The organism is Moorena sp., from assembly GCF_982860115.1.
The window spans coordinates 14,125-36,641 of the sequence record NZ_CEYLVT010000035.1 but is presented as its reverse complement, the minus strand read 5'-3'; the positions used below and the strand labels follow the sequence as shown (position 1 = coordinate 36,641).

Below are 22,517 nucleotides of genomic sequence, written 5' to 3'. Positions count from 1 at the left end.
AGTAAAAACCTATTAGTAAAAACCTATTAGTAAAAACTTTAATTCTTGGTTTCAGGGGCATAAGTCCTATGGATGCAAGCCTTTTAGCTTTTACCTTTTACCTTGAGCAAAGGCCATCCCAAGCGAGTTGGCTGTTCGTATATCCGTTTGAGGGTATTGATGTCTCTAGCAGAAATTCTCGGGGGATTGCGAACTTGAGAAAAGTATAGCCCATCAGTTTCTAAAGGAGAATGACCCCAAATACCTAGTGCATGACCCAGTTCGTGACGGGCAGTGGCAAGGGTGTAGTCAATGGATTGCTGAGGAGAGAGAAGTATCGTAAACTTATGCAATAATATATTATCTACTATTTTCTCTGGTGCCCTGATGGATTGCGCCAGGTAAAATTCATAGCTAGTAACGGCTGAGCGAGCGCGAGACCAATCAAATGTTCCGGTTTCACGGTTCAAGGAAACTTTTAAAGGAGGGCGCGATCGCAAAATCGATATATCTGCTAATTCCTGCTGGTCAACTAGTTCTAGGGGCAAATACACCCCCCATTCTGCCACCGCCTTTAACACCGCATCAACCCATTGTTGGAAGCGCTGGTGCTTAGCATCAACCACAGCCGGTGGTTGGGGGTGTTCCACATAAACCTTCACGGGAAACTGAGACCAGATCAGATAACCTAAGGGAGTGCCCTTGATTTCAGAAAAATAATCACCGCTGCCGGTAGGGTCTTGCCACTGGGCAAGGGGAGTTGGTAGAGGGTGAGGCTTAGGAGCTGGTAGGGCAGGTGAGGTGAATGGCGAGGAAGCCACCATAGCAGAAGAGGCTTCTGTTAATCGGTTAAACTTTGGGTGTAAACCGGCTGCGGTGCTGCAGTTAGTCAACATCACTAACAGACAACTGATACCCCCTAGAAACAGGGCTATCCATCGCTGCTGATCGTTGTTATCCCACTTACTCCCCAAGGTTTTATACTACTTATCCACTGGTCTACTGGTTTAACCAACCTGCACTTAAAATCACGGTCAAGCTCATAAAGGTAATCGCCAAGATCCAGGTCACCCGGTTCAGGGCTTTTTCAGCACTCTTGGTGCTGGTAAACAGCTGAGCTTGACCACCGATACCGCCAAGGCCATCTCCCTTGGGACTATGGAGCAAAACCAAAATAATCAGACCCAAGCCAGATAAAACCCAAATAATTTGCAGGATTTGATTAACCATTCTTTTGACAATATTACGGCATTGAGAAGTTGTGATCTCTCCCTTGGTTAAAACAAAGGGGTTCTCAACTTCGTGTGTTATAAAGAAACTCGCACGGGTGTCCGATTACTACGGACTTCCAACTCAGCGGGTTGGATCATAGAACGCCCAGTCATTTCTTTTGGCTGGGGAAGCTGCAAGATTTCCAAGATGGTCGGGGCAATATCTGCCAGACATCCATCACAGCGCAATGCAACTTCTGTACCATGTCCAGGGATTTTTAATTTTTCCCCTTCTACTAGGATAAAGGGTACTGGGTTGGTCGTGTGAGCTGTCCAAGGATTACCTGTCTCATCGCGCATAGTCTCGGCATTGCCGTGGTCAGCAGTAATCAGGGTAGTGCCACCAACTTTAATAATCCTATCAATTAAGCGTCCTAGGCAGCGGTCTACGGTTTCCACTGCTTCTATGCAGGCTTCCACATTGCCTGTATGGCCCACCATATCAGTGTTGGCATAGTTAATTACTACCAGGGAGTAAATGCGTTTTTCGATGGCTGCGATCACTTCATCGGTTACTTCCTTAGCTGACATGGCTGGTGCTTTATCATAGGTTGGTACCATCGGACTTTGCACCAATTTCCGGTCTTCACCCTCGAAGGGAACTTCTAGACCACCATTAAAAAAGTAAGTGACGTGGGCGTATTTTTCGGTTTCCGCAGTTCGGAATTGGCGCAACCCATGCTGGGCAATAACTTCCCCCAGAATATTAGTCAAGTTCTGAGGTTCAAAGGCGACCAATACCGGAAACTTGGGGTCATACTGGGTAAAGGTTGCAAAGGTTAGGGGTTTGATCTGCTCCCTTTCAAAGCCATCAAAGTTAGGATCCACGAAAGCTTGGGTAAGCTGTCGGGCTCTGTCTGGGCGGAAGTTAAAGAAAATTACTCCATCTCCTGCTGTTACAGCTCCAGGAGTAAGCCGTGTGGGCAAGATAAACTCGTCAGTAATTTCTGACTCATAAGACTCCTTGAGGAATTGTACTGCTGAGATCGCATTTCCAGGACCATCCTGAGTCATGACTTCATAGGCTTTTGAAATCCTTTCCCAGCGTCGGTCTCGATCCATGGCGTAGTAGCGACCACTAATGGTGGCTATGCATCCAATGCCAACTTTATCAATATAATCCTGAATTTTTTGAATTGCTTCAATCCCGTCGGTCGGTTTAGTATCACGACCATCGGTAATCGCGTGGATATAAACTTCAGATAGATTTTGGGCTTTGGCTAGGGCTAGCAATCCTAGGAGGTGATTGAGATGGGAGTGTACCCCACCCTCAGAACACAAACCCACGATGTGCATCTTCCCACCCCGAGATTTAACCTCTCGGCATACTTGCACAAGAGCTTGGTTATTGTTTAAAGTGCCATTTTCCACCGCATCAGAGATGCGCACCAGTTCTTGAGGCACCACACGCCCAGCACCTATATTCAAGTGCCCCACTTCCGAATTGCCCATTTGACCCTCTGGGAGTCCGACGTCCTTTCCAGAGGTGCGAATTAATGTACTCGGATAGGCAGCCCAGAGGCTGTCCATTACAGGGGTCTGTGCTAGGGCTATCCCATTGGCATCAGTTACTTCGCGGTAACCCCAACCGTCTAAGATAACTAGCACCACAGGAGAAACAGGTGCTTGCCTCATCATATCGCCTTTTATCCTACTATTAATTGCACCGCGATCATATCATTCAAAATCCGCATATTCATGATAAATTTCAATTTTTATTAGGTTTCGGCTGATGGAGTGAGGATAAAGCTTAAATCTCCTGCTAGCAAAGGTTTTGATTACCCCAAGCTAATAGGAATTTATACTCGGTAACTAACCTTTGTATACAATTAATTGGGCGTGCAGGCGCGTGTTTGGATCAGGGCGACTGTTAGCCTACACTTACAACTAACAAAAGTGTAGAAAGGTTACAAATATTAATTTCTATCAACATGCCTATAAAATTGTGATGTATAAAGTAATGCTTATGAAGGTGCGATCGCATTTCCCGATATGACTGCCAATCTCACTTCTCCAGATTCCAGCCCGAGCTTGATTTCCCCTACCATTTCTCGACCACAGACCCTAGACTCCTTCCCGACTACTTCCCCTGTGAAACTGGGAGTGATGGCTTCCGGAAGTGGCAGTAACTTTGAAGCAATAGCTAGTGCGATCGCAAACGGCCAACTCAATGCCGAAATCAGCGTGCTCATTTACAATAATCCAGGCATTAAAGCCTTAGCTAGAGCGGAAAAATACGGCATTCCAGCAGTCCTACATAATCACCGGCATAAAAAACGGGAAGATTTCGATCAACAAATTGTCCAAACTTTACAAGAGTATGAGGTGGAGTGGGTTGTGATGGCTGGTTGGATGCGAGTGGTCACACAGGTACTCCTAGACGCTTTCCCTAATCGGATTCTCAATATCCATCCCAGCTTATTACCTAGTTTCAAAGGGGTGCGGGCGGTGGAACAAGCCCTTGAGGCTGGGGTAAAAATTACAGGGTGTACGGTTCACGTGGTCAGTCTAGATGTTGACAGTGGTCCCATCCTTTTCCAGGCAGCTGTTCCGGTGCTACCAGATGATACCCCAGAAACCCTCCATGCCCGGATTCAAGTCCAAGAACATCGGATTCTAGTCGATGCGATCGCATTAATCAATTGTTAATGTTATTTAGCAAAGGGAGCAGGGAGTAGGGAGTAGGGAGTAGGGAGTAGGGAGTAGGGAGTAGGGAAGAGGGAATAGGGAACAAAAATTATCACAATTCCTACACGGATTATTATTTAATTGTTATTTAATTGTTATTTTTTATTGGATTTTAAATTTTCTATGTTCAATTTTCTAAATTACCCAATTTCCATACCAAGCTAGAGACAAAGTTGGTCACGATATGAGCTACAATTGGTACGAGTAAGTTGTCTGTTGCTACCGCACTATACCCGAGAAGCAAACCAACAAGGGTTGCCCAAACTACATAGGGCCATTGTTGGATACCGCTTAGATGCAAAATCCCAAATAGCATACTGGAGGCTATGATACCGATAGCATTTAACCCGACTGCTGGCAACATGACACCCCGAAACAGTAATTCTTCACTCATACCGGGCAACAGTCCTAGCCACATTAAATCTGGTATGATTAGGGGCTTGAGAATTAACTTTAGGTATACTTCTGCACTCTGGCGATAAGCTGGCCAAAGACGATACACTAAGCCACTGGCTCCAGTAATTCCCAACCCCATGGCTAGTCCTATAAGTAGGGCATTGGGGGTAAATTTGATGGGCAGGAGAGTCAGCTTGCCTAGTTGCAGCCATAGCTTGGCAAAGATGAGTAAGACTACGGCAGTTATACCCATTGCCACTAGTACTTGGATGCGGGTTAGGGGTTCAAGTTCGGGATTATCGGGAATTTGTTTTGTCACAAAAATTTAAGCGACCCAGGGATGATAGGGATGGACTCAGAGCTTTAGGACTGATCCCAGCACGATGGCTAACCAGCAAGCCTAGAGCCTCTAAATATGAGTTTACTCGTATGGCTTTAATTCCCAAAGGTTCTGGAGGTACTTCCATGGTAGTTTGGTTTTCTTCAACGGCAATGATCTGGGTTTGCAGCTGGCTAAAGCTTAACATTGCACTACCACCACAGGCGGTTGCTGGTATCACAATCGCATCTACATCATCAGCCCAGATGTCCCCTGGTTTTGAGGAAATCGTTTGAGAATCTGGATTAGCAAGGGAGGAGGGGGAATTTTTTTGGTTAACGACAAATTGGGGAGCGCGACTCAATCCTACTAAAACACAGGGTAAGAAGGTATAGCCCAATTCCTCTGCTGCTGAACGAGGTGACAAATTAGGATCGATGGGTAAAGGCATCAATGCTGGTGCATGAGCACAGGGAATTTGAAAGGTACGAACAATCAAGTGACTGATAATGGCTTCAGCACCAGCAAGGTGATCTACGCCTCGGCCATGACGGTAATCTTGCAATGCTTCACTATCCATGTCATCGGGAAAACGCACGACTACTGCGATCGCATTTGCTCCGGCTTGGTCAATCAAGACTTGGGCTGCTCGCAATAAACTATCGGGATTTCCAATTGTTCCCCAACTCGCTCCAGATGCTGCTGTGCGCAGTTCTACATTTAAGGGAGCATCTGTCACTACGTAGTCGGTTAGATTCAGTCCTAGGGTAGCTCTGGTGGCATCTGCTGCTTGTAGGTGTCTCAAACGTAGTTCCGGTTCAATCCCCTGATCCAGGAGTAATCCCACTCGGTTCTGATGTACAGGGCGTAATCCCCAGCATCCAGCGGCAAATTTGTCAAGTCCATAGCCCTCCACATAGAAGGCGTTGGGTAAGTTCCAGTACAACTGGGCACCATTGAGGACATTGGGATGGGTGATTAAGCGATCGCTAACTTGTGCGATCGCTCTAGCCACTGGCAAGGCATCCCCGGCATAGCCACCAATCGACGCTCCTACACCAGTAGGAATGATTAAAACAACGGTATACGGACGTTGATTCACTTACTATTCGGTGATTTAGTCACAATAGCCTCTACCGTAGCTTTCTCCTGCTCAGGGTCTACATGAGTAACTGCCCAGCGCAGGGGTTCTCCCCGTTCTTGTAGTTTTGCTTCAATAGCTTGGTGCAGTTCTTTAGGGGACTCTTGGAGGTCAATTTCTGCAGTTATGAAATGGGTTGTCATTGTTTTCTCCCTAGTTCTAAGTTAGGATAATCCGGCTATCCTAATCTATCTCACCATTACGTCTAACTCTTCGGCTAATGGTATTTGATTATATAGCAGCAAACACCTGATCACGGCTGACCAAACTGCCGGTCGTACACTTCATCTTCTTTTTCCGTGTCAAATTTCAGGTTAGAGCAGGGATAAGCTACACAGAGCAGCACATACCCTTGTGCTTGGAGTTCTGGGCCTAAACCCATGCCATCGGCTTGGTCTACACTGCCTTCTCCTACTCGTTTGGCAGCGCAAGTGGTACAGACTCCAGCGGTGCAGGAACTGGGTAAATCTATCCCCGCCCCATGGCCAGCTTCAAGAATTTTTTGATCCTCTGGCACCTCTATAGTGTATGTGTTGCCTTTGTGATTAAATTCGACGGTGTAAGTCTTGGGCATTGTATCAGTTTCGAGCTTGATTCTCCCAATCCTATGAATAGGACAGGGAGGGTCACTGGGTTATTTTAGCGCTTTTTCGGCTTCTTCACGCTCCCTGTTTCGATTAGTAACCCTTTGAGCTTTTGGGCGACAGCCCCGCGCCCTACCTGAAAGGTGGGCGTCGGGAAGGATAGCCCGGTGATGGAGTAGAACGGAATCACCAACTAGGATTTTTTTGGTTCAGGGAAGCGAGCTATCAAGCTTCTTAGTAACTCAGAGGAAGTCATCCCCCGGCGGTCGGCCTCCTGTTTTAGTTGCTGTTTTTCAAAATTAGTCAACCTGATCATTATAGTCTTATCTTTCATTTTTGAATTGACAATTGTAATTACGTTTGCTACTATAATAATAGGTCGAAAACAAGAGGGCAACAATGAGATCGGCATATCAGTACAGGCTGAGATTAACAAAAAAACAAGTCGTGGAATTAGATCGATGGCTAGACATGTTAAGGCATCAATATAATTACCTATTGGCCGATCGCTTCAACTGGTATGAACAGAACCGCTGTTCCGTTAACTCCTGCCCTCTTGTTTGTCATTTACCAGAATTAAGAGAGAACCCAGATTATTTCTCTCAAAAGAGGACACTGCCTGGACTCAAGAAGGATAGACCTTGGTACGCAGATCTTCATGCTCACGTTTTACAGGATTGTGTTAAACGAGTAGATCTAGCTTTTAAAAGATGGCTAAAAGGAGATTCTAAAGGAGAGAGGAGCGGCAGACCTCGTTTTAAAGGTAAAGGGCGGTATCGTTCCTTGACCTTTCCGTCTTTAGGAAAAGATCCAATCAAAGGCAATCAATTAAAATTACCTAAATTTGGTTGGGTTAAAATTATCTATCACAGGCCAATTCCTGAAGGTTTTAAAATCAAGACTGCTACCGTTACCAAGAAAGCTGACGGAATCTATATCACACTGTCTGTTCAGGATGACACTGTTCCCAATATTATTCCAGTTGATCAGGTATCTAGTCCGATCGGAATTGACATGGGTCTTAAATCATTCTTGATTAAGTCTGATGGTTCAGAGATTGAAATCCCTCAGTATTACCGAAAAGCCCAGAAACGGCTTAAGAAAATCCAAAAAGCTGTTAGCCGCTCCAGAAAAGGCAGCAACAATCGAAAAAAGGCTGTAACGAAATTAGGGGTGGCTCATAAAAAGGTAGCTGATACTCGAAAAGATTTCCATTTCAAGACGGTTAAGGGCTTACTAGATAATCACGTTCGCGTAGCGTCGCCTTCGGCGAATCTAGTAGCTCACGAAAAACTGAATATCAAAGGTTTGGCCAAGACTAGAATGGCTAAGTCAGTTCTAGACGCTGGTTGGGGGCAATTCCTTACTATATTGTCAATCAAAGCCGTTCGCGTAGCGTGGCCTACGGCCATAAATGCTGGGTTGATAACGAAAGCAGTTAATCCTAGAAATACCAGCCAGAACTGCTCTAATTGCGGAAAAAAAGTTCCCAAGAAACTAAAAGACCGCATTCATTCCTGTCCTCATTGTGGTTACACAGAAGACAGGGATGTTAATGCAGCTAAAAATATATTGAATTTGGCGGTGGGGCATCCCGTCAGCAGTAAAGCTTGCCGAGTAACCTAACCGTTGGGTGGTGTTGGCAAGAAGCCCGCGTTGTCCCGTTAGGGCAACGTCGGGAGTATGTCACAATATTTCCCCAGGGCTTCCCATACCAATTGAACTTGACCAACGCAAAAATTAGATTTCAAGACTTGGCCTAGGCAAATAAGAGGATTAATTAACATGTTAATTAATCTCAAACTTTTTTTGGATAGCATCGCTCCAAAGCTTACCCCAAGCCGTTTTTAGCCTGCTTCCCCTTCAGATTAAAATTTCCTCGCTCGAATGGCGGTATTGGGCGATCACTGTAAATTTTCGGGAACTCTCAAGATAGCAGTAAAGAGAATTTTACAAACAGGGTTAGCCTCATGAGTTACAGCATGAAAGAGACGATGCCGGTAGCAAAGCAGAAACCATCAGCGTTCGTAACGTTGAGGACGATTCAGAATCTAAATTAAAAGACATTGACCTAATTTTGACAACCAAAACCTGCGAAATGTTGTAGGTGCGCTCTTACCATTAAGAATTTAATTCGCTAACGAAAAGCACCTGTATAAATTAAAGGCGATCGCTTGATTCATACTTTGATTCAGCAACTCTTACTCGGGCGTTGCTGATCCACATAATGCTACGCCCGTTTTTCATCCCCCGACTAATAATGTACGCGGGCTTTCAAACTCCCGTCTTCTTTTAGGTAAGAATATTATAAGCGGACTTAATCGAATCACCATGAATAGCAATCTTACCTTTCTTGGTCTCGGCGTTATGGGTGGATATATGGCAGCCAATCTTGCCCGTAGTGATTACTCCACCAGTAATTACCCCACTATGGCTTGGAATCGCACCCCCGGTCGTCCAGGAGTCAAGATTGCTGCTGATGCTGGAGCCAAGGTAGTCTCATCGATCCGGGAAGCTGTCGAGTCAGCTGACATAATTTTTTCTTGCTTGGGGGATGTCCCAGATGTGGAAGCGGTTATGCTGGGAGCTGAGGGAGTGGCTGAGTATGCCAAACCCGGTACCCTAATTGTCGATTTCACCACCATTGGACCAAATGCAGCCCAGGAAATCAGTGGGGAACTAAAGAAGCACAACCTACGTTTTCTGGATGCACCAGTTTCCGGTGGGGATATCGGAGCCAAAAATGGTACCCTAACCATTATGCTTGGAGGCGAGCAGACGGACTTCGAGGAGTGTAAACCCCTACTGGAAATTCTTGGCAAAACCATTCGCCTGTGCGGTCCGGTCGGCAGCGGTCAAGCCGTTAAACTGTGCAACCAGGTGCTTTGTTCTGTCCATATGGTAGCGCTATGCGAGGCAATGAAATTGGCAGAACATCAAGGAATTGACCCTAATTTAGTTATTGAAGTTTGTAGCACAGGTGCTGCTGGGTCATGGGCGTTATCCAACTTAGGGCAACAAGTGGCTGAGTCTGACTTTGCGCCTGGTTTCATGATTAAGCACATGGTCAAAGACCTCAGGCTTGTGCTCGAAAGCCTCCAGTCTTCTAGTCTGGATTTAGCTGGAGTTGAATTAGCTGACCGTCTTTTCAAAGTTGTTCAACAACTTGACAGTGGTACAGGAGGTCAACAGGGAACTCAAGCCATGATCCGTGCCTACGGTGAACTCAGAAGCTGAAGGATGATGGATTTAGTGATACCGCTATCCACTAAAGCCGGGACAGTAGATTAGTTCTTGGTAAATTGGTGATGGCTAGGGAAATCTCTCCTGCTTTAATTTAGTAGCGGTTATATAGCACTACGCATTCAGATGTTTGACATTGTCTTGATGCAGTCGCTCATGGGGGAAACCCCCAAGACCGCGCGGCATCGCTCTTAAACTCCGAAACGTGAGTCTAGCTGACTTCTGACTTCTGACTTCTGACTTCTGACTTGCGCTATACCAAGTATTTCTTGAGATTTTTCCAAAACTTGATCAGGATCAAAGGGTTTAGTGAGGTACATATCTGTGCCGACTTCTTTGCCCTTTTGTTTATCAAACTCCTGTCCCTTAGCCGTTAGCATGATCACATAAACATCGTTCATATACAGAACATTTTTGATCTGATTACAGACATCAAACCCACTCATTTTCGGCATCATTAAATCCAGAAATACCAGATTAGGTTGCTTTGACTTAACTTGCTCTAGGGCATCTTCACCATCCTCAGCGGTAAGTAATTCTACCCCTTCATCTTCTAGGTCTTCCAGGGTTTGCTCGATCAGTAGTCTCATATAAGGTTCATCATCAACGATCAAGATTTTTTTAGTCATAGAGCAGTCTACTGAGTAAAGCATTACCTGTTTCTACACCAACACATTTACTTGATCAAGTCAGCTATTCCGGATGCTTTGCTGGTAAATTGGTAGAGTATTTAAGTATTTATTAATTAATGAAATATAACTATTCAAGCGGACACAATCTAAAAGTCGCTTTAGCTAAAGTACGACAAAAAAGTCCCCACACCAAAAGGCAATGGGGACATACTGGAGTTGTTCTAGTTGCCGGAAGCTAATAATACCCTGTATAAAAACCTGATCAAGCCAACAGTCTTTTCAGTGTTTACAACACAACCCTTGCATCTGAGGAAAACTGTTTTAGAAGACTACTTTAGAAGACTACAGCGGAATTGGTTCTGGTAAAGACGTCTATATCTAACCCCCTATTTAATACTGCAACTTCCGATCCATCAACCGATAAAAAGCCAGTGAAGGCGTCATAACTTACATCAGTGCTGCCTACAACTACGATCGCATCACTTCCTACCTCGAAGTCGAGGATAATATCCAAGTCTCCTTCTAAGAACTGATCTGCGAAAAACTCGTAGATATCGCTGCCGCCGCCACTGATCAGAACATCGGATCCTTCATTGCCAACAACAACATCATCTCCTAAGCCGCCTCGAACAATATCATCTCCCAGACCGCCGAAGACAAAGTCAGTTCCTCCAGCACCTTGGATGTTATCGTCTCCTGCTCCAGCCATGAGTATATCTACTTCATCGCCGCCAGCTGCTACATCATTACCGTCGCCAAAAATAAAAATGTTAGTTTGATCTTCTTGTCCTACGGCGAATACACCTCCACCCTCTTGAGGGCTATCAAAAAACATTGCACCCTCAAAGTCGCTTATAAATAGCGGAGCTGTGCTACCTGGACTTAATGTTGCTGCCATTTAATTGTCTCCTTGTTTTAGCTTGAATTTGGTCTAACAGGTCATAGTCCGGTTAATCAGGTTGTATTCAGGTAAATCGTTAATTGTTAATCGTTAATTGTTAATGGTAGTTCATGGTAATTAATGGCAATTAATTGAAGTTACCATCAACAATTAACTATGAGTAAACAGTCTAAACTACTACCTGGTTGGATGAGTGTTTAACTGGACTTGATATCAACTATAATTTTTTCTACTTGAATAAAAATTAGAAAACAATTAGAAATAAGTTAGACTTGTTTGATTTAAATCAAGTGTTATAGGAAGCGATTATAAATTATTAGTCAAGGATAAAAATTAGAAACAAATTAGACTTACTTGATTCAAATCAAGTTTTACACAGGTCATAGATTGTCCAGTGAATCACTTCATATTCACAGCAAGGGTTAATGCTTAATGGTTAATTGACTCTTGACAATTAACCATTTTAAATTTTCAAGTTTCAATTTTCAATTAAGGTAATCAAACGCCTTTTACGAGTAATTGCTCCTGTTTTTTCCAGTTGCATCAAAGCTCGTGATACAGTTTCGGGAGTCAAACCTAGCTCAGCAGCAATTTCTTTGAAGGGTTGGTCTAAGCTGAGAACGGTTTGATTACGGAACTGAGCTAAGTAGTGTAGATATTGAAGTACCCGGTCGTGAGCAGTCCGAATTTCTCGCCACTCTAAACGGACTCTGAGGGAGTGAATGTGTCTAACCAAAATGGTCATGAAATTTTCTGCCAACTCAGGATAAAGGCAAAGGCTTGACAAAAGCAGTTGCTTGGGATAAACAATTACTCGTGACGCTACCTTAGCAATTGCTGTGTAAGGATAGACCGTTGAAAAAAGAGCACTTTCAGCTAAGCTCTCACCGGCTCTAACCACCTGGAGTGTAACCATTTTCCCTGATTGAGTGTAGTGAACAAGTTTGAATCGCCCTGTTTCCACTACAAAAAAATACGATGCGGAATTTCCCTGGTAGAATAGCTTCTGTTCAGCAAGCAGATTCTGGAAGATGACACCCTGACTTAGAGCAGGGGGAAGGCTCTCAGGTTTCAATAGATTCATCAATAAGGCTTCTAGTACGGCAGGACATGTGAATAGTTTAAGCAATCATTTTTGCCGATGTCTGTTGGAAAAGATCGCAAAAAATCAGAACTTGAATACAGAAAATGTCCCAACCAGCAACTAGGAGCAGGAATATCGGAGGGTGCATCTTATAGTTGTAAAACAGAAAGGGCAAGTGTGGAAATTGTGGAAAGTGTGGGAATTTTATTAGAATTTTTGCTTAATTGCATCGCTATCAAAAATCCATATATAGTTGATTAATTTTTGCCTCTTGCCTTCCCCTCCTGGGAGGGGTTAGGGGTGGGTTCCTCTTGCCTCTTGCCTTTCTCTAACTGACTATGTTCACAACTCAAATAAAAATGCTATATGACATATCAGTTAATCAGCTCAAATACATCTACTGTTTGCCGTTTTCCCTTGATTGAAACCTGACCCAATTCCCGATAGCTATACTGGTGCTTGGTCGCTTCATAAACACTACCACTGACGAGGATCTGACCCCCGTTGGCCATAGCTTGTAATCTGGCAGCGATATTGACTTCATCACCAATGGCTGTATAGTCCATATGCTGGGGAGAACCAATGTTTCCCACCACGACTTCTCCTGAACTAATCCCAATACCGGTTAGAAAATTCTCCCGGATCCAGGGGGTAGGCATAGTCTTAAGTTGATGTTGCATAGCAATAGCAGCTGCGATCGCTTGTCCCTGATTATCCTCTAGCTTAGAGGGGGCACCAAACATAGCCACAATCATATCCCCCACAAATTTATTGACTGTTCCCTCATGGCTGAAGATGACATCGACCATACAGGTAAAATATTCGTTGAGGTATTCAACAATTTTATGGGCTTCTAATTCTTCACACCGAGTTGTGAAATTCCGAATATCAGAGAACAATATAGTAATAGGCTTCTTCGCTGGAGTGAGGGAAATATTGCCTTTGGCATCAATAATAGCTTGGACAAGTTGGGAAGGAATATAGCGTTCCAGTCGGCTTTTAATCCGCTCCTCCTGTAGTTTATTTCTATGGAGCAAGGCATTTTCAATAGCTCCTGCTGCTTGAGCTCCAAGAATCGTTAAGAATTTCAAGTCTTGAGCTGTATAATTAACCGGTTTCTCACTACAAAAATTAATTACCCCCAGCAGACCCTTTTGGGTTTTTAGAGGAGCACAAACCAGGGAGTTTATGGACTTCACACTAGCCATAAATCTGGTATCATATTGAACCTGATTCACAATCTCAGCCTTACCAATTCCTAGCCCATTCTTTGTCTCACTATTACTCAGCTGAAAAAAATCTGTGGGATTATACTGTTTGCCAAAGGCTGAGGTTATATCTAGTTGCTCAGTTTCGGAATTAATTAACAACACTGAACCACAATCTCCTGGAATCAGTCTTCTCGCTTCATCCAAGAAAAGCTGAGCAATAGCGGAGAGCTCTAAACAGGATGGAATCCGTTCCGAAACTCTATAGAGTAAATTAATTTCTCGGTATTGATCTAAGATAGCACTGCCTAGATCTTTTTTTTCTAATTCTTGATTAGCCAAATAATTCAGGAGTTCTTTAATTGCGATCGCTTTCTGATCGCCCTTGACCCAGCCAATCACCTCACCTCTTGCTTCAACGGGATATTTATTAGCTAAGTTACAATCTCCCAATACCGAAATTTTCCTAGGATTGTCCAACAGCAGCTTTCCGTGGACATCCTCAATCTCGACAGCGGTGTCTATGGCCTCAATCAGTTGACTTATGACCCCTAGCGCTTTTGGCTTAGAAATAATTTTTTTGAGACTGACAGATGCCATACTTTGTGCTATTGTGGTAATTTACTTTAAAAGTATCGATTCAAAGTACTCCTCACCCGTTCTTCTCGAAGCATATTCTCATAGAGGATAGCATTAGATATGGCTGATGTGGCTTGAGATGCTAAAGCACTGATTAATTTCAAATCCCTGGCTGTATAGTCTACAGGTTGTTCACTACTGAGCTCAATCACACCAATTACCTGATCTTTGGTCTTGAGTGGGACACACATTAGGGAACTGATCGGATAATCAGATGGCACAAACCTGGGATCCGATGAGACATCGTTAACGATTTCTCCTACACCAGTCATAATCACACTGCGAACAATACCTGCTATCGATTGCTTCTGGGGTCTATCCCCCATTTTTGAATCAAAGCTAGCCAGTACTTCCAGTTGGGATTTATCTTGGTCTAGCAAAAACAGAAATCCCCGATTTACTGGAATTAATTCCCTAGTTTGATTAATCACAATTTGAGCAACGTCTTGAGGCATTAAGTTGGCAGTTAATTTTCTGGATAAATTGTAGAGTAAGTTGATTTCTCGATAGTTTTCTAAGGTTTCTATAGCAATTGCTCGGCGTTCTAGTTCTCGATTCGCTAAATAATTGAGTAGAGCGGCAATAGGACGAGCATTCTCTCCTCCCCTGACCCACCCTAAAGTACTTCCTTTCAGATCTATCTTGTATTTACCAGATGAATCATCAGGCTCATCTCCGAATAACAGTTGCTCATCAATGTCTTGAATACTAATATCTCCTCCCAGGGAAGTGATCAAGTTATTGAGCAGTGACGAAATGTCTTTTTGGGCAATTATTTTTTTCAGTTTAATAGCGGCCATGCATGTAATAGTTTAGTATTATTGATTTAATAATATAAAAAATATCGTAGATAAATTATGTTCAAAACGCACTTTGTTAACCAACCCTTGGTCTTTCGCAATCCCTGAGTTAACCAGAATCATATCAGGTTTGAATGAAATCGTTTTAGAAATACAATCTTGCCCATTGCTGGCAGAAATAATCCCGATTCCTCTTTTCCGTAATGCCTGAGTAATCATTTCAGATTGAGGGAGATTTTCCTCCACTATCAAAACTTGCTTAGTCGGCTTTTCTTGAGAGGTCAGTCGAACAACCTCTTTGAGCAGTTCTTCGAGATTAATCGGTTTGCTCAAACATCGCTCAACTCCTAGAGCATGTTGATCTTCAGTAATGGACAAAATGATAATCGGAATATCCATACTGTCCAAGTCATTTTTAACCACCGCTGCTGTATCAAACCCATTCATTCTCGGCATCATTACATCCAAGATAATTAGGTCAGGAGGTTCTTGTTTGATCTGTTCAATTGCTTCCCAACCATCTTGCGCTTCCTGAATCCTGTAACCTTCTGCTCTAAGATGCTGCTTGAGTAGCTCTCGAATTGGAGCTTCATCATCCACAATCAGAATGGTTTTATCCCTGGAATTTGTGGTGATTGTCGAGGTGGTCATGGATGAGTGGAGTTGGGTGAGCAGGGTTTCAGCAGCTATGGTTTTTACTCCAGGTTCAGACTCAACCGGGATGGGTAACCTAAAGGAGAAGTTACTCCCTTTGCCCAGTTCGCTTTCGACCCAAATTTTTCCTCCATGATGTTCCACAATTTCCTTACAAATAGGGAGTCCTAACCCAGTACCTTGAGGTTTTTCAGTTAGAGTATTACCCGCCTGTTTGAATTTTTCAAAGATCAGCGCCTGCTCCGCTTCACTAATCCCTGTACCGCTATCAATGATACTAACGGTAATCTCTGAACCAGTTCGCATTACTTTACAGTATACAAACCCTTGATTCGTAAACTTCGCTGCATTAGAGATGAGATTAATCACTACCTGAATTAATCGGTCTCGGTCACCAATTATCTGAGGTAAGCCCTCGTCTATACTCTTAATTAATTCCACATCATTCTGTTCAAACAGAGCAGTGGTAGCAGTGATTGCTCGTTCTAGGACATCGACAACTGAGACGGGTTGCATTTTCCACTCTACTCGACCAGCTTCTAACTTAGCCAGATCCAGAACATCATTGATCAACGCTTTGAGACGCTCCCCTTCGGAGATGATGATGTTAACATTTTCTGACACTTGGTTCAGGGTGCGCTGAATCTTGTGGTCATTGGTAGGAATTAAGGGAAATAGGGTTTTTTCCAGTTTTTTCTGAATCAGTTTGGCAAAACCCATGACTGAGGTTAGAGGAGTCCTCAATTCATGGGAAACTGTGGAAATAAAGTCTGTTTTCATCCGGTCTACTTCTTTTTCAAAGGTAATATCTCGGATCAGAATAACCGAACCTATAAAGCCATCCTTACTATCAAGGTTATCTGTAGCCTTAGTATCTTTTAAAATAGCAGTGGCTACGGCTTTGCCAATCCGTTGATTGGTCAGTTCTACTTCAGCGGTAAAGACTTGTTTAGGGTTAGTCTTGGTAAGAGTGACTAGGTTTGCGATCGCATTCCCCAATACTCCCTGACACCCTTGACCGAGTAACTCGGTTTCCCCCAAATCAAACAAGCTCACCAAAGCTGGATTGATGCGAGTAATTTTGCCGTTGGTATCTGTTACCAGTAATCCATCTGCTAAGCTTCTAATCATCGCATCCACATAAGCCAGAGTATGCTGTAATTGAGTCGTGGTGGTTTTGAGGCACTGAGCTTGTTCACTGACAATTCTGTACTGTTCTTGAGTAGTGGTGTATAAATGTGCCTGGTTGATGGCAATCGCTAACTGATTGCTCACGGCTTCTAATAGCTCCAATTCCAAATCACTACAGCTCCAAGGCTTGCGGCGCATACAAATTAAATAGCCAGGAGGATGCAACCCCCGAATCATGACTGGTAACGCCAGATAGTTCCCTGTCTGGCAGTAGATGAGTTTATCACCACTATCATGGAACTGAACCATCTGTCCTTGGCTTAAGCGATCGCATAAATCATTACAAGATTTGATACGTATTAATCCCACTTGGGACGGTAAATCAGCTTTTCGATGTTCACACAGAATTTCCAAGCATTGTTGGTCTTGGTGATACCAGCCAAAAGTCACTCGGTCGAGACGCAAGAGGCTAGCAATTTCATTGACAGTAGTTTGCACAGTTGTTTCCAAATCCAGAGATTCACGAATACGAGTAGTAAGTCGATTCAGCAGCGCCTCCTGCTGAGCTCTGGCGTTGGTCTGCTCGAAAGTTTGAATCTGTAGTAAAGCAATAACCATGGCGATGATCAGCATCACTCCCAACACCGATGCCAACAGATTGAGATAATTGAGTTGTCGCTCCACATTAGCCCGGGGAATCACCAAAGCCACAGACCAATCCGCCTGTTGCAGAGGAGCATAGGCAACATACACCCACTGACCATCCAGTTCCAGTAGCCTTACCGACTCTTGCGGGTTGGCTATTTTCCTAGCCACCATCATCTCTTGAGCAATTTGCTTGAGATTGGGGTCACGGGAGTCTAAAAAACTCCTACCAAATTGAATTACCTTTGGGTCTGGATGGGCAATGGGTACTCCTTCTGAGTCCAAAGCAAAGGCATAACTCCCTTCTCCCAAGGTAGTATTGGTAATCACCTCTGACAGTCGGTCTAGGGAAACCGGTCCAGCAAATTCTCCCATGGGGAAAGAAAATGGACCAGCCAACTCCCCTGGTTTTGCTTCGGTTACATCCCCCAGTTCCACATCCTCGTTGGTTAGGTTGCCCACAGCCAGGTTTTCTGGAGTAATTTCCGTGTGATTGTTGGGGGGAACTGACCAGATAGGAGCCGCAATATTGACTTGGCGAATACCAGTAGAACGAGAGACCACCGGATTATCCACAAAGGTTTCTCCTTGCATCGCTCGTTGAAAGTGAGTGCGATCGCTAAGATTCTTCCCCTCAATAAAACCTGCACGACTGGTGTAGTAAGAGCCATTCCCATTAGCCATGACAAACATATGAAAATCGGGCAATCGTTCTTGCTCGAATTGCAGATAGGGTTGGGCAACCTCCCACTCCAAAGACCGAACTTCGGGAGTATTCGCAATCGTTTCCACCTTCGCCATCAGAGCCGCCAGCCATTCATCAATTTGATGTCCCGCCATCTTGACCTTCAATTCAGCATTATCCTCCAGACTCTCAAGAATCAAACTCCGAACCACCCAATAACTTGTGAAAGCTGCTGTTCCCACTAGCGCAATGGTGCCACTAATTAACAACCGGGGAACAGAACGCCTTGGTTGCCATACCGATTGATAACTATTGTGCTTAAGCCACCACTGGCGTCTAAACCAAGTTCCCATCTCTGTTATGGAAAATCCTTCCTGTTGTTCCTGAAAAACAACAGCCGCTTTGGCCTGGGGTTGGGCTAGGATAGTGGGGTCGGAGCAACTGGTGTCCACCTCTGATGCTAAAGGAATACCGCTGACCTGACAGTACCCCTGTGGGTAAACCTTGAGTGGGGAATTATCCGGAGGTGAGTTTCTCTGGGAACTAGCATTAAAACGATTGAGTCTAACTGTTCCGAAGATAGTCCTTAGGCTGGGTTGCCTACTGGTGGGATAAGATGACAATTGTTTACCTCCCCTTTCTCCGCTGATGCCCTCTGTTCCCCCTCTTGCATCGGAGTACAAATTATCCCTATTTTGGACAATACCCCAATCACTTCCAGGCTGGGGATTGACCTGGGTAGAGTACCTACCCTGCCTTCTTGGATATAGTGCTTCTGGCTGATTGTCTCCCCGCCAATCCAGATAACCTTGTAGCAGTTGCCGCAACAGTTCCATACCATTAATCCAGAGGTTTTCTTCTATCTGGTAATAGGTGAGACGGTACGCTTCTTCAGAACAGAGCCAATTAAGAATTTCTTCAAAGTACTCACGAGCTTGGACAAATGGATTGAGCTGAGTATATTCAGATGTTTCCATAAAAAAATCGGATATCGGTTTGATCGGATCTCGCCTAATCTCTACCAGAAAGATTATAGTCAGTCCGGGAAATTTTTTTTAAAAGTACTTAGTGGTTAGTACTTAGAGCAACTATGGTTCATCACTTACCAAATAGTCCCTGTTTTGGTCATGGGCAATCGGTAATGGTGAATCGTAAACTACCAAGTACCAATTCCCAAGTACCAATTACCCAAGAAGAGATATGATAATTACTCAAACCGATTGATTATAATCGGTAATTTACCTTGAATTATAAATTAAAATTACGACTTGTCAGTAATATTACTGTTGACTTGTGGTTCTGTAATTTGATGAACTTCAAATAGGGTCATAGTAACTAATACTAATTTCATTTATTTGAGATACAGATGGTGAACAGGTGTAGGTTAGTGCCTTAGCCGGTTATCGGGTTATCTTCTGAACCTTCAAATGTGGCCCATGGACAATCAAAACCTTAATTATAACAATACTCAAAATTAACTAAAAATTAAATGGTTTATCCTAAAAAGAAAACTAGTGAAATCAAAACTATTTTTTATCTTTATTTGTTGATAGTTATGAGTATAATTTTAATTTTTATTAATAATCATTATAAATTACCATATAAATCAATCAACTATAGGGTAAAATATTCAGAACATAGTCTTTTCTTTGATGAACCAATTCAGCCAATACAACTCAAATTAGAACTAAACAAAGATAAAATTAAACTGGGCAAGAGGCTTTTTCATGACCCCCAACTGTCACAGGATAACACCATTTCTTGTGCTAGCTGCCACAATCTAAATACCGGTGGTACAGACCAAATGGTGCGTTCAATTGGGATCAATAATAGGATTGGCTTAATCAATGCCCCCACAGTCTTCAACAGTGGATTCAATTTTAAGCAACATTGGGATGGGAGCGTTGAAACCCTGGAGGAACAGATTGATAGACCAATCCATGCAGAGCATGAAATGGGTTCTAATTGGCAAGAAATCCTCAGTAAGCTCAAGCAATCCCCTGAGTATGTCTCACTATTTAGCCAACTGTATAAAGATGGTATCAACAGCGACAACATCAAGGATGCGATCGCTACTTTTGAAAGATCGCTGTACACTCCCAACTCACGCTTTGACCAATTTCTGCAGGGCAATAAAAATGCCCTCTCGTCCTCAGAAAAAGAAGGCTATCGTTTGTTTAAAGCCTATGGCTGTGTTAGCTGTCACCAAGGAGTCAATGTCGGCAGTAATATGTTCCAGGCTTTTGGTCTGTTTGGGGATTACTTCAAAGATCGCGGTAAGCTTACCAAAGCTGATTTGGGACGCTTTAATGTCACTGGCAATGAACGTGATCGTTATGTATTTAAGGTTCCCAGTTTGCGCAACGTCGCTTTAACATCACCATATTTTCACGACGGTTCAGCTGAAACTCTTGAAGAAGCTGTGAGGATAATGGGCAAATATGAATTGGGACGTCCACTGTCCCCAAACGATATTGGTCTGATTGTCAAGTTCCTCAAAACTCTCACAGGCGAGTACCAAGGAAAACCATTGTGAACAAAACTCAATTCCTAAAGCTCCTAAATACCTTAGCTGCTGTTCTTCTCTTGGCTTTTTTGGTGAATAAAAGTCTACCAATTAATATTGAAGAACACCAACAGTATCAAAATACTTTAAATCAACAAAAGGAGATAGATGTAATATTAAATCAGGATATTCTCAAATCTCGGTACGATCTCTTAAGCTCTTACGATCCATTTATCAAGCATTTATCTCAACTCAAAGATACCCAAAATAGCCTTAAAATAATCCCAAAATTTATTAATCAGGAAGGCAGAAAACAGCTTAATAAAATTATTCAAAAAACTTCAAAAATTATCAAACAAAAAGAAAAAATAATCGAAAAATTAAAATTTCAGAATGCAATTCTAAAAAACTCCCTGAGTTACTTACCATTTCTGACTAATGATATCGTAAAAAGTACCTCGGCTAAAGGCGGAAGCCATGATTTAGAAGTTATTCTCGATGAACTGCTGAAAAATATCCTGCTTTACAACCTCAACTCTGATCAGGAATTAGAAGCGCTGATCAAAGACAATATGGATAGACTGTTGCTGATAAAAGACCAAAATGATTTTGGTAAAGATGAAGAATTGATCGATCTAGCCCTGAGCCATTCCCGAAGAATTATGAGCAATAAACCTCAGGTAGATGAACTGACTCACCAACTGCTACAGCTCCCTACTAAGCAGCTAAACGAAGAACTGGATTACGCCTATAACCTCTACTATTACCAAGCTATTGATACAGCTAATACTTATCGTTTATATGCCTATAGTTGGTTGTTGATTTTGCTGGCTTGGATTGCCAACTTAATTATCAACAATTTGGTAAAAGCCAATCGTCGTACCATTAACATTCTCGAAAGTATCACGGATGCCTTTATTAGCCTAAACGATCAGTGGCAGATTACCTATCTTAATCCTCAAGCTTTCCAAATGCTACAGAGTCAACCCGAACAGCTTCTGAATCAGAATGTGGAGGAGGTGTTTTCCGGAGTCTTTGGCTCCAAGTTCTACCAGGAATGTCATCGGGCGGTTGCTGCACAGGTTGTTGTCACCTTTGAAGAATACTATCCACCGACCAAACGTTGGTTTGACGTGAAAGCTTATCCAGGTATTAATGGTCTTTCAGTGTTCTTTCATGACATTACTGAGCGTAAACAAGCCTCCCGGGTCTTGCAGCAACTAAATGAGGACTTAGAAGCTAGGGTAGAAGAACGTACTGTCCAACTTGCTGAAAGTATGAAAGAAGCCGAAAAAGCGCGGACTAAGTCTGAAGAAGCTAACAAAGCCAAAAGCCAATTTCTTGCCAATATGAGCCATGAACTGCGCACTCCCCTCAATGCCATTCTAGGATTCACCCAATTGATGAACCGTGATTCATCATTGAATCAAGAACATCAGGAATATCTAGCCATCATTAGTCGCAGTGGTGAGCATTTACTGAACTTGATAAACGACATATTAGAAATGTCCAAAATTGAAGCAGGTCAGATCACTGTCAATGAAACTAGCTTTGATCTATATCGTCTGCTGGATAGTCTCGAAGAGATGTTAGGACTGCGAGCCGCATCCAAAGGCTTACAGCTCATTGTTTACCGAGAGCCAGAGCTTCCTCGATATGTTAAAACAGATGAGGGAAAATTGCGTCAAGTTTTAATTAATTTACTGGGAAACGCTATCAAGTTTACTCAAGAAGGTAGTGTCACCTTGCGCGTGGTTCGTAACAAGGAAAATTTGAAGCTTGATAGGTCTGATCAGTCTAAGGTTAGCAGCTTGAATGTTGACAGGTCTGATCAGTTGAAGGTTGACAGGTTGAATCTTGTTCGCGTAGCGTGGCCTTCGGCCTCCGCTACGCGAACGGCTTTGCCGAAAGCGTGGCCGAAAGGCCAAGGTTTTCCTAATAAGCAGCAACTGGCAACTCCAACTAACCTTCAAGCAACTAACCTTCCACCTACTAACCTACCCTACTCGAA

20 protein-coding genes are annotated in these 22,517 nt (G+C 43.3%); 6 read left to right on the top strand and 14 right to left on the bottom strand.

The features are described 5' to 3' along the window. Window positions 1–83: 83 nt before the first annotated feature. The 3 genes from AC4II3_RS08775 to gpmI all read right to left on the bottom strand — a co-directional run bounded on the left by AC4II3_RS08775 (window position 84) and on the right by gpmI (window position 2,885). On the bottom strand, window positions 84–953 hold the full coding sequence (locus AC4II3_RS08775; protein WP_488013317.1) for a peptidase: 870 nt from the start codon (window positions 951–953) through the stop codon (window positions 84–86). A 25-nt stretch (window positions 954–978) separates the two neighbouring features. Then, entirely contained in the window at window positions 979–1,209 is a 231-nt protein-coding gene (gene secG / locus AC4II3_RS08770) for a preprotein translocase subunit SecG (protein WP_008191847.1), read from the bottom strand. Between the two features lie 77 nt (window positions 1,210–1,286). Further along, window positions 1,287–2,885: a 2,3-bisphosphoglycerate-independent phosphoglycerate mutase gene (gpmI, locus tag AC4II3_RS08765; protein ID WP_488013331.1), complete on the bottom strand. Its 1,599-nt coding sequence runs from the start codon at window positions 2,883–2,885 to the stop codon at window positions 1,287–1,289. A 357-nt stretch (window positions 2,886–3,242) separates the two neighbouring features. Between gpmI and purN the strand changes: the two genes are divergently transcribed. Continuing rightward, entirely contained in the window at window positions 3,243–3,899 is a 657-nt protein-coding gene (gene purN / locus AC4II3_RS08760; protein ID WP_488013315.1) for a phosphoribosylglycinamide formyltransferase, read from the top strand. A gap of 166 nt (window positions 3,900–4,065) precedes the next feature. Here the strand turns inward: purN and AC4II3_RS08755 are convergent, their stop codons facing one another. The 5 genes from AC4II3_RS08755 to AC4II3_RS08735 all read right to left on the bottom strand — a co-directional run bounded on the left by AC4II3_RS08755 (window position 4,066) and on the right by AC4II3_RS08735 (window position 6,712). Then, window positions 4,066–4,653: a CPBP family intramembrane glutamic endopeptidase gene (locus AC4II3_RS08755; RefSeq protein ID WP_488016100.1), complete on the bottom strand. Its 588-nt coding sequence runs from the start codon at window positions 4,651–4,653 to the stop codon at window positions 4,066–4,068. Continuing rightward, window positions 4,631–5,755, bottom strand: a complete 1,125-nt coding sequence (locus AC4II3_RS08750; RefSeq protein WP_488016098.1) for a DUF3326 domain-containing protein — start codon at window positions 5,753–5,755, stop codon at window positions 4,631–4,633. The genes AC4II3_RS08755 and AC4II3_RS08750 overlap by 23 nt, the downstream gene beginning before the upstream one ends. Continuing rightward, window positions 5,752–5,937 carry a DUF8621 family protein gene (locus AC4II3_RS08745; RefSeq protein ID WP_488016096.1) on the bottom strand — a complete coding sequence of 62 codons (186 nt, stop codon included), beginning with the start codon at window positions 5,935–5,937 and terminating at the stop codon, window positions 5,752–5,754. Before AC4II3_RS08745 ends, AC4II3_RS08750 begins: the two co-directional genes overlap by 4 nt. 110 nt (window positions 5,938–6,047) lie before the next feature. Further along, on the bottom strand, window positions 6,048–6,368 hold the full coding sequence (locus tag AC4II3_RS08740; RefSeq protein WP_488016095.1) for a 2Fe-2S iron-sulfur cluster-binding protein: 321 nt from the start codon (window positions 6,366–6,368) through the stop codon (window positions 6,048–6,050). Between the two features lie 203 nt (window positions 6,369–6,571). Continuing rightward, on the bottom strand, window positions 6,572–6,712 hold the full coding sequence (locus tag AC4II3_RS08735) for a plasmid mobilization protein (protein WP_488016093.1): 141 nt from the start codon (window positions 6,710–6,712) through the stop codon (window positions 6,572–6,574). Window positions 6,713–6,777: 65 nt separating this feature from the next. On the opposite strand from AC4II3_RS08735, the gene AC4II3_RS08730 reads away from it, so the two are divergent. Both AC4II3_RS08730 and AC4II3_RS08725 read left to right on the top strand, forming a co-directional pair. After that, window positions 6,778–8,004 (top strand): RNA-guided endonuclease InsQ/TnpB family protein, encoded by a 1,227-nt coding sequence (locus AC4II3_RS08730; protein ID WP_488016091.1) that lies wholly within the window; start codon window positions 6,778–6,780, stop codon window positions 8,002–8,004. A gap of 705 nt (window positions 8,005–8,709) precedes the next feature. After that, a complete protein-coding gene (locus tag AC4II3_RS08725) occupies window positions 8,710–9,615 on the top strand; it encodes an NAD(P)-dependent oxidoreductase (protein ID WP_488016089.1) in 906 nt (301 codons plus the stop codon). Window positions 9,616–9,812: 197 nt separating this feature from the next. Here AC4II3_RS08725 and AC4II3_RS08720 read toward each other — a convergent pair whose 3' ends face one another. From AC4II3_RS08720 to AC4II3_RS08710, 3 genes are all read right to left on the bottom strand, one after another. After that, window positions 9,813–10,250 (bottom strand): response regulator transcription factor, encoded by a 438-nt coding sequence (locus tag AC4II3_RS08720; protein WP_488006857.1) that lies wholly within the window; start codon window positions 10,248–10,250, stop codon window positions 9,813–9,815. Window positions 10,251–10,587: 337 nt separating this feature from the next. After that, window positions 10,588–11,151: a calcium-binding protein gene (locus AC4II3_RS08715; protein ID WP_075903769.1), complete on the bottom strand. Its 564-nt coding sequence runs from the start codon at window positions 11,149–11,151 to the stop codon at window positions 10,588–10,590. A 481-nt stretch (window positions 11,152–11,632) separates the two neighbouring features. Next, window positions 11,633–12,238, bottom strand: coding sequence for a Crp/Fnr family transcriptional regulator (locus AC4II3_RS08710; protein WP_488006855.1), 606 nt, complete (start codon window positions 12,236–12,238; stop codon window positions 11,633–11,635). Window positions 12,239–12,295: 57 nt separating this feature from the next. Between AC4II3_RS08710 and AC4II3_RS08705 the strand changes: the two genes are divergently transcribed. Next, the gene (locus AC4II3_RS08705; protein WP_488006853.1) at window positions 12,296–12,499 is read left to right on the top strand and encodes a hypothetical protein; all 204 of its coding nucleotides are present in this window, start codon (window positions 12,296–12,298) and stop codon (window positions 12,497–12,499) included. A gap of 113 nt (window positions 12,500–12,612) precedes the next feature. Here AC4II3_RS08705 and AC4II3_RS08700 read toward each other — a convergent pair whose 3' ends face one another. From AC4II3_RS08700 to AC4II3_RS08690, 3 genes are read right to left on the bottom strand one after another with little or no spacing between them, the layout of a single operon-like run. Then, the gene (locus tag AC4II3_RS08700; RefSeq protein ID WP_488006851.1) at window positions 12,613–14,046 is read right to left on the bottom strand and encodes an adenylate/guanylate cyclase domain-containing protein; all 1,434 of its coding nucleotides are present in this window, start codon (window positions 14,044–14,046) and stop codon (window positions 12,613–12,615) included. A 26-nt stretch (window positions 14,047–14,072) separates the two neighbouring features. Further along, window positions 14,073–14,885: a GAF domain-containing protein gene (locus AC4II3_RS08695; protein WP_488006849.1), complete on the bottom strand. Its 813-nt coding sequence runs from the start codon at window positions 14,883–14,885 to the stop codon at window positions 14,073–14,075. Window positions 14,886–14,903: 18 nt separating this feature from the next. Next, window positions 14,904–18,977 carry a response regulator gene (locus tag AC4II3_RS08690; protein WP_488006847.1) on the bottom strand — a complete coding sequence of 1,358 codons (4,074 nt, stop codon included), beginning with the start codon at window positions 18,975–18,977 and terminating at the stop codon, window positions 14,904–14,906. A gap of 578 nt (window positions 18,978–19,555) precedes the next feature. Here AC4II3_RS08690 and AC4II3_RS08685 point away from each other — a divergent pair. Next, window positions 19,556–20,536, top strand: coding sequence for a cytochrome-c peroxidase (locus AC4II3_RS08685; RefSeq protein WP_488006845.1), 981 nt, complete (start codon window positions 19,556–19,558; stop codon window positions 20,534–20,536). After that, a partial coding sequence (locus AC4II3_RS08680; RefSeq protein ID WP_488006843.1) for a DAHL domain-containing protein occupies window positions 20,533–22,517 on the top strand: 1,985 nt, incomplete at its 3' end. The genes AC4II3_RS08685 and AC4II3_RS08680, both read left to right, overlap by 4 nt.

Excerpts from the sequence above, each read along its gene's own strand:
- secG (WP_008191847.1), bottom strand. The coding sequence starts at position 1,209 with ATGGTTAATCAAATCCTGCAAATTATTTGGGTTTTATCTGGCTTGGGT.
- gpmI (WP_488013331.1), bottom strand. The coding sequence starts at position 2,885 with ATGAGGCAAGCACCTGTTTCTCCTGTGGTGCTAGTTATCTTAGACGGT.
- purN (WP_488013315.1), top strand. The coding sequence starts at position 3,243 with ATGACTGCCAATCTCACTTCTCCAGATTCCAGCCCGAGCTTGATTTCC.
- AC4II3_RS08745 (WP_488016096.1), bottom strand. The coding sequence starts at position 5,937 with ATGACAACCCATTTCATAACTGCAGAAATTGACCTCCAAGAGTCCCCT.
- AC4II3_RS08740 (WP_488016095.1), bottom strand. The coding sequence starts at position 6,368 with ATGCCCAAGACTTACACCGTCGAATTTAATCACAAAGGCAACACATAC.
- AC4II3_RS08735 (WP_488016093.1), bottom strand. The coding sequence starts at position 6,712 with ATGAAAGATAAGACTATAATGATCAGGTTGACTAATTTTGAAAAACAG.
- AC4II3_RS08730 (WP_488016091.1), top strand. The coding sequence starts at position 6,778 with ATGAGATCGGCATATCAGTACAGGCTGAGATTAACAAAAAAACAAGTC.
- AC4II3_RS08725 (WP_488016089.1), top strand. The coding sequence starts at position 8,710 with ATGAATAGCAATCTTACCTTTCTTGGTCTCGGCGTTATGGGTGGATAT.
- AC4II3_RS08720 (WP_488006857.1), bottom strand. The coding sequence starts at position 10,250 with ATGACTAAAAAAATCTTGATCGTTGATGATGAACCTTATATGAGACTA.
- AC4II3_RS08715 (WP_075903769.1), bottom strand. The coding sequence starts at position 11,151 with ATGGCAGCAACATTAAGTCCAGGTAGCACAGCTCCGCTATTTATAAGC.
- AC4II3_RS08710 (WP_488006855.1), bottom strand. The coding sequence starts at position 12,238 with ATGAATCTATTGAAACCTGAGAGCCTTCCCCCTGCTCTAAGTCAGGGT.
- AC4II3_RS08705 (WP_488006853.1), top strand. The coding sequence starts at position 12,296 with ATGTCTGTTGGAAAAGATCGCAAAAAATCAGAACTTGAATACAGAAAA.
- AC4II3_RS08700 (WP_488006851.1), bottom strand. The coding sequence starts at position 14,046 with ATGGCATCTGTCAGTCTCAAAAAAATTATTTCTAAGCCAAAAGCGCTA.
- AC4II3_RS08695 (WP_488006849.1), bottom strand. The coding sequence starts at position 14,885 with ATGGCCGCTATTAAACTGAAAAAAATAATTGCCCAAAAAGACATTTCG.
- AC4II3_RS08690 (WP_488006847.1), bottom strand. The coding sequence starts at position 18,977 with ATGGAAACATCTGAATATACTCAGCTCAATCCATTTGTCCAAGCTCGT.
- AC4II3_RS08685 (WP_488006845.1), top strand. The coding sequence starts at position 19,556 with ATGAGTATAATTTTAATTTTTATTAATAATCATTATAAATTACCATAT.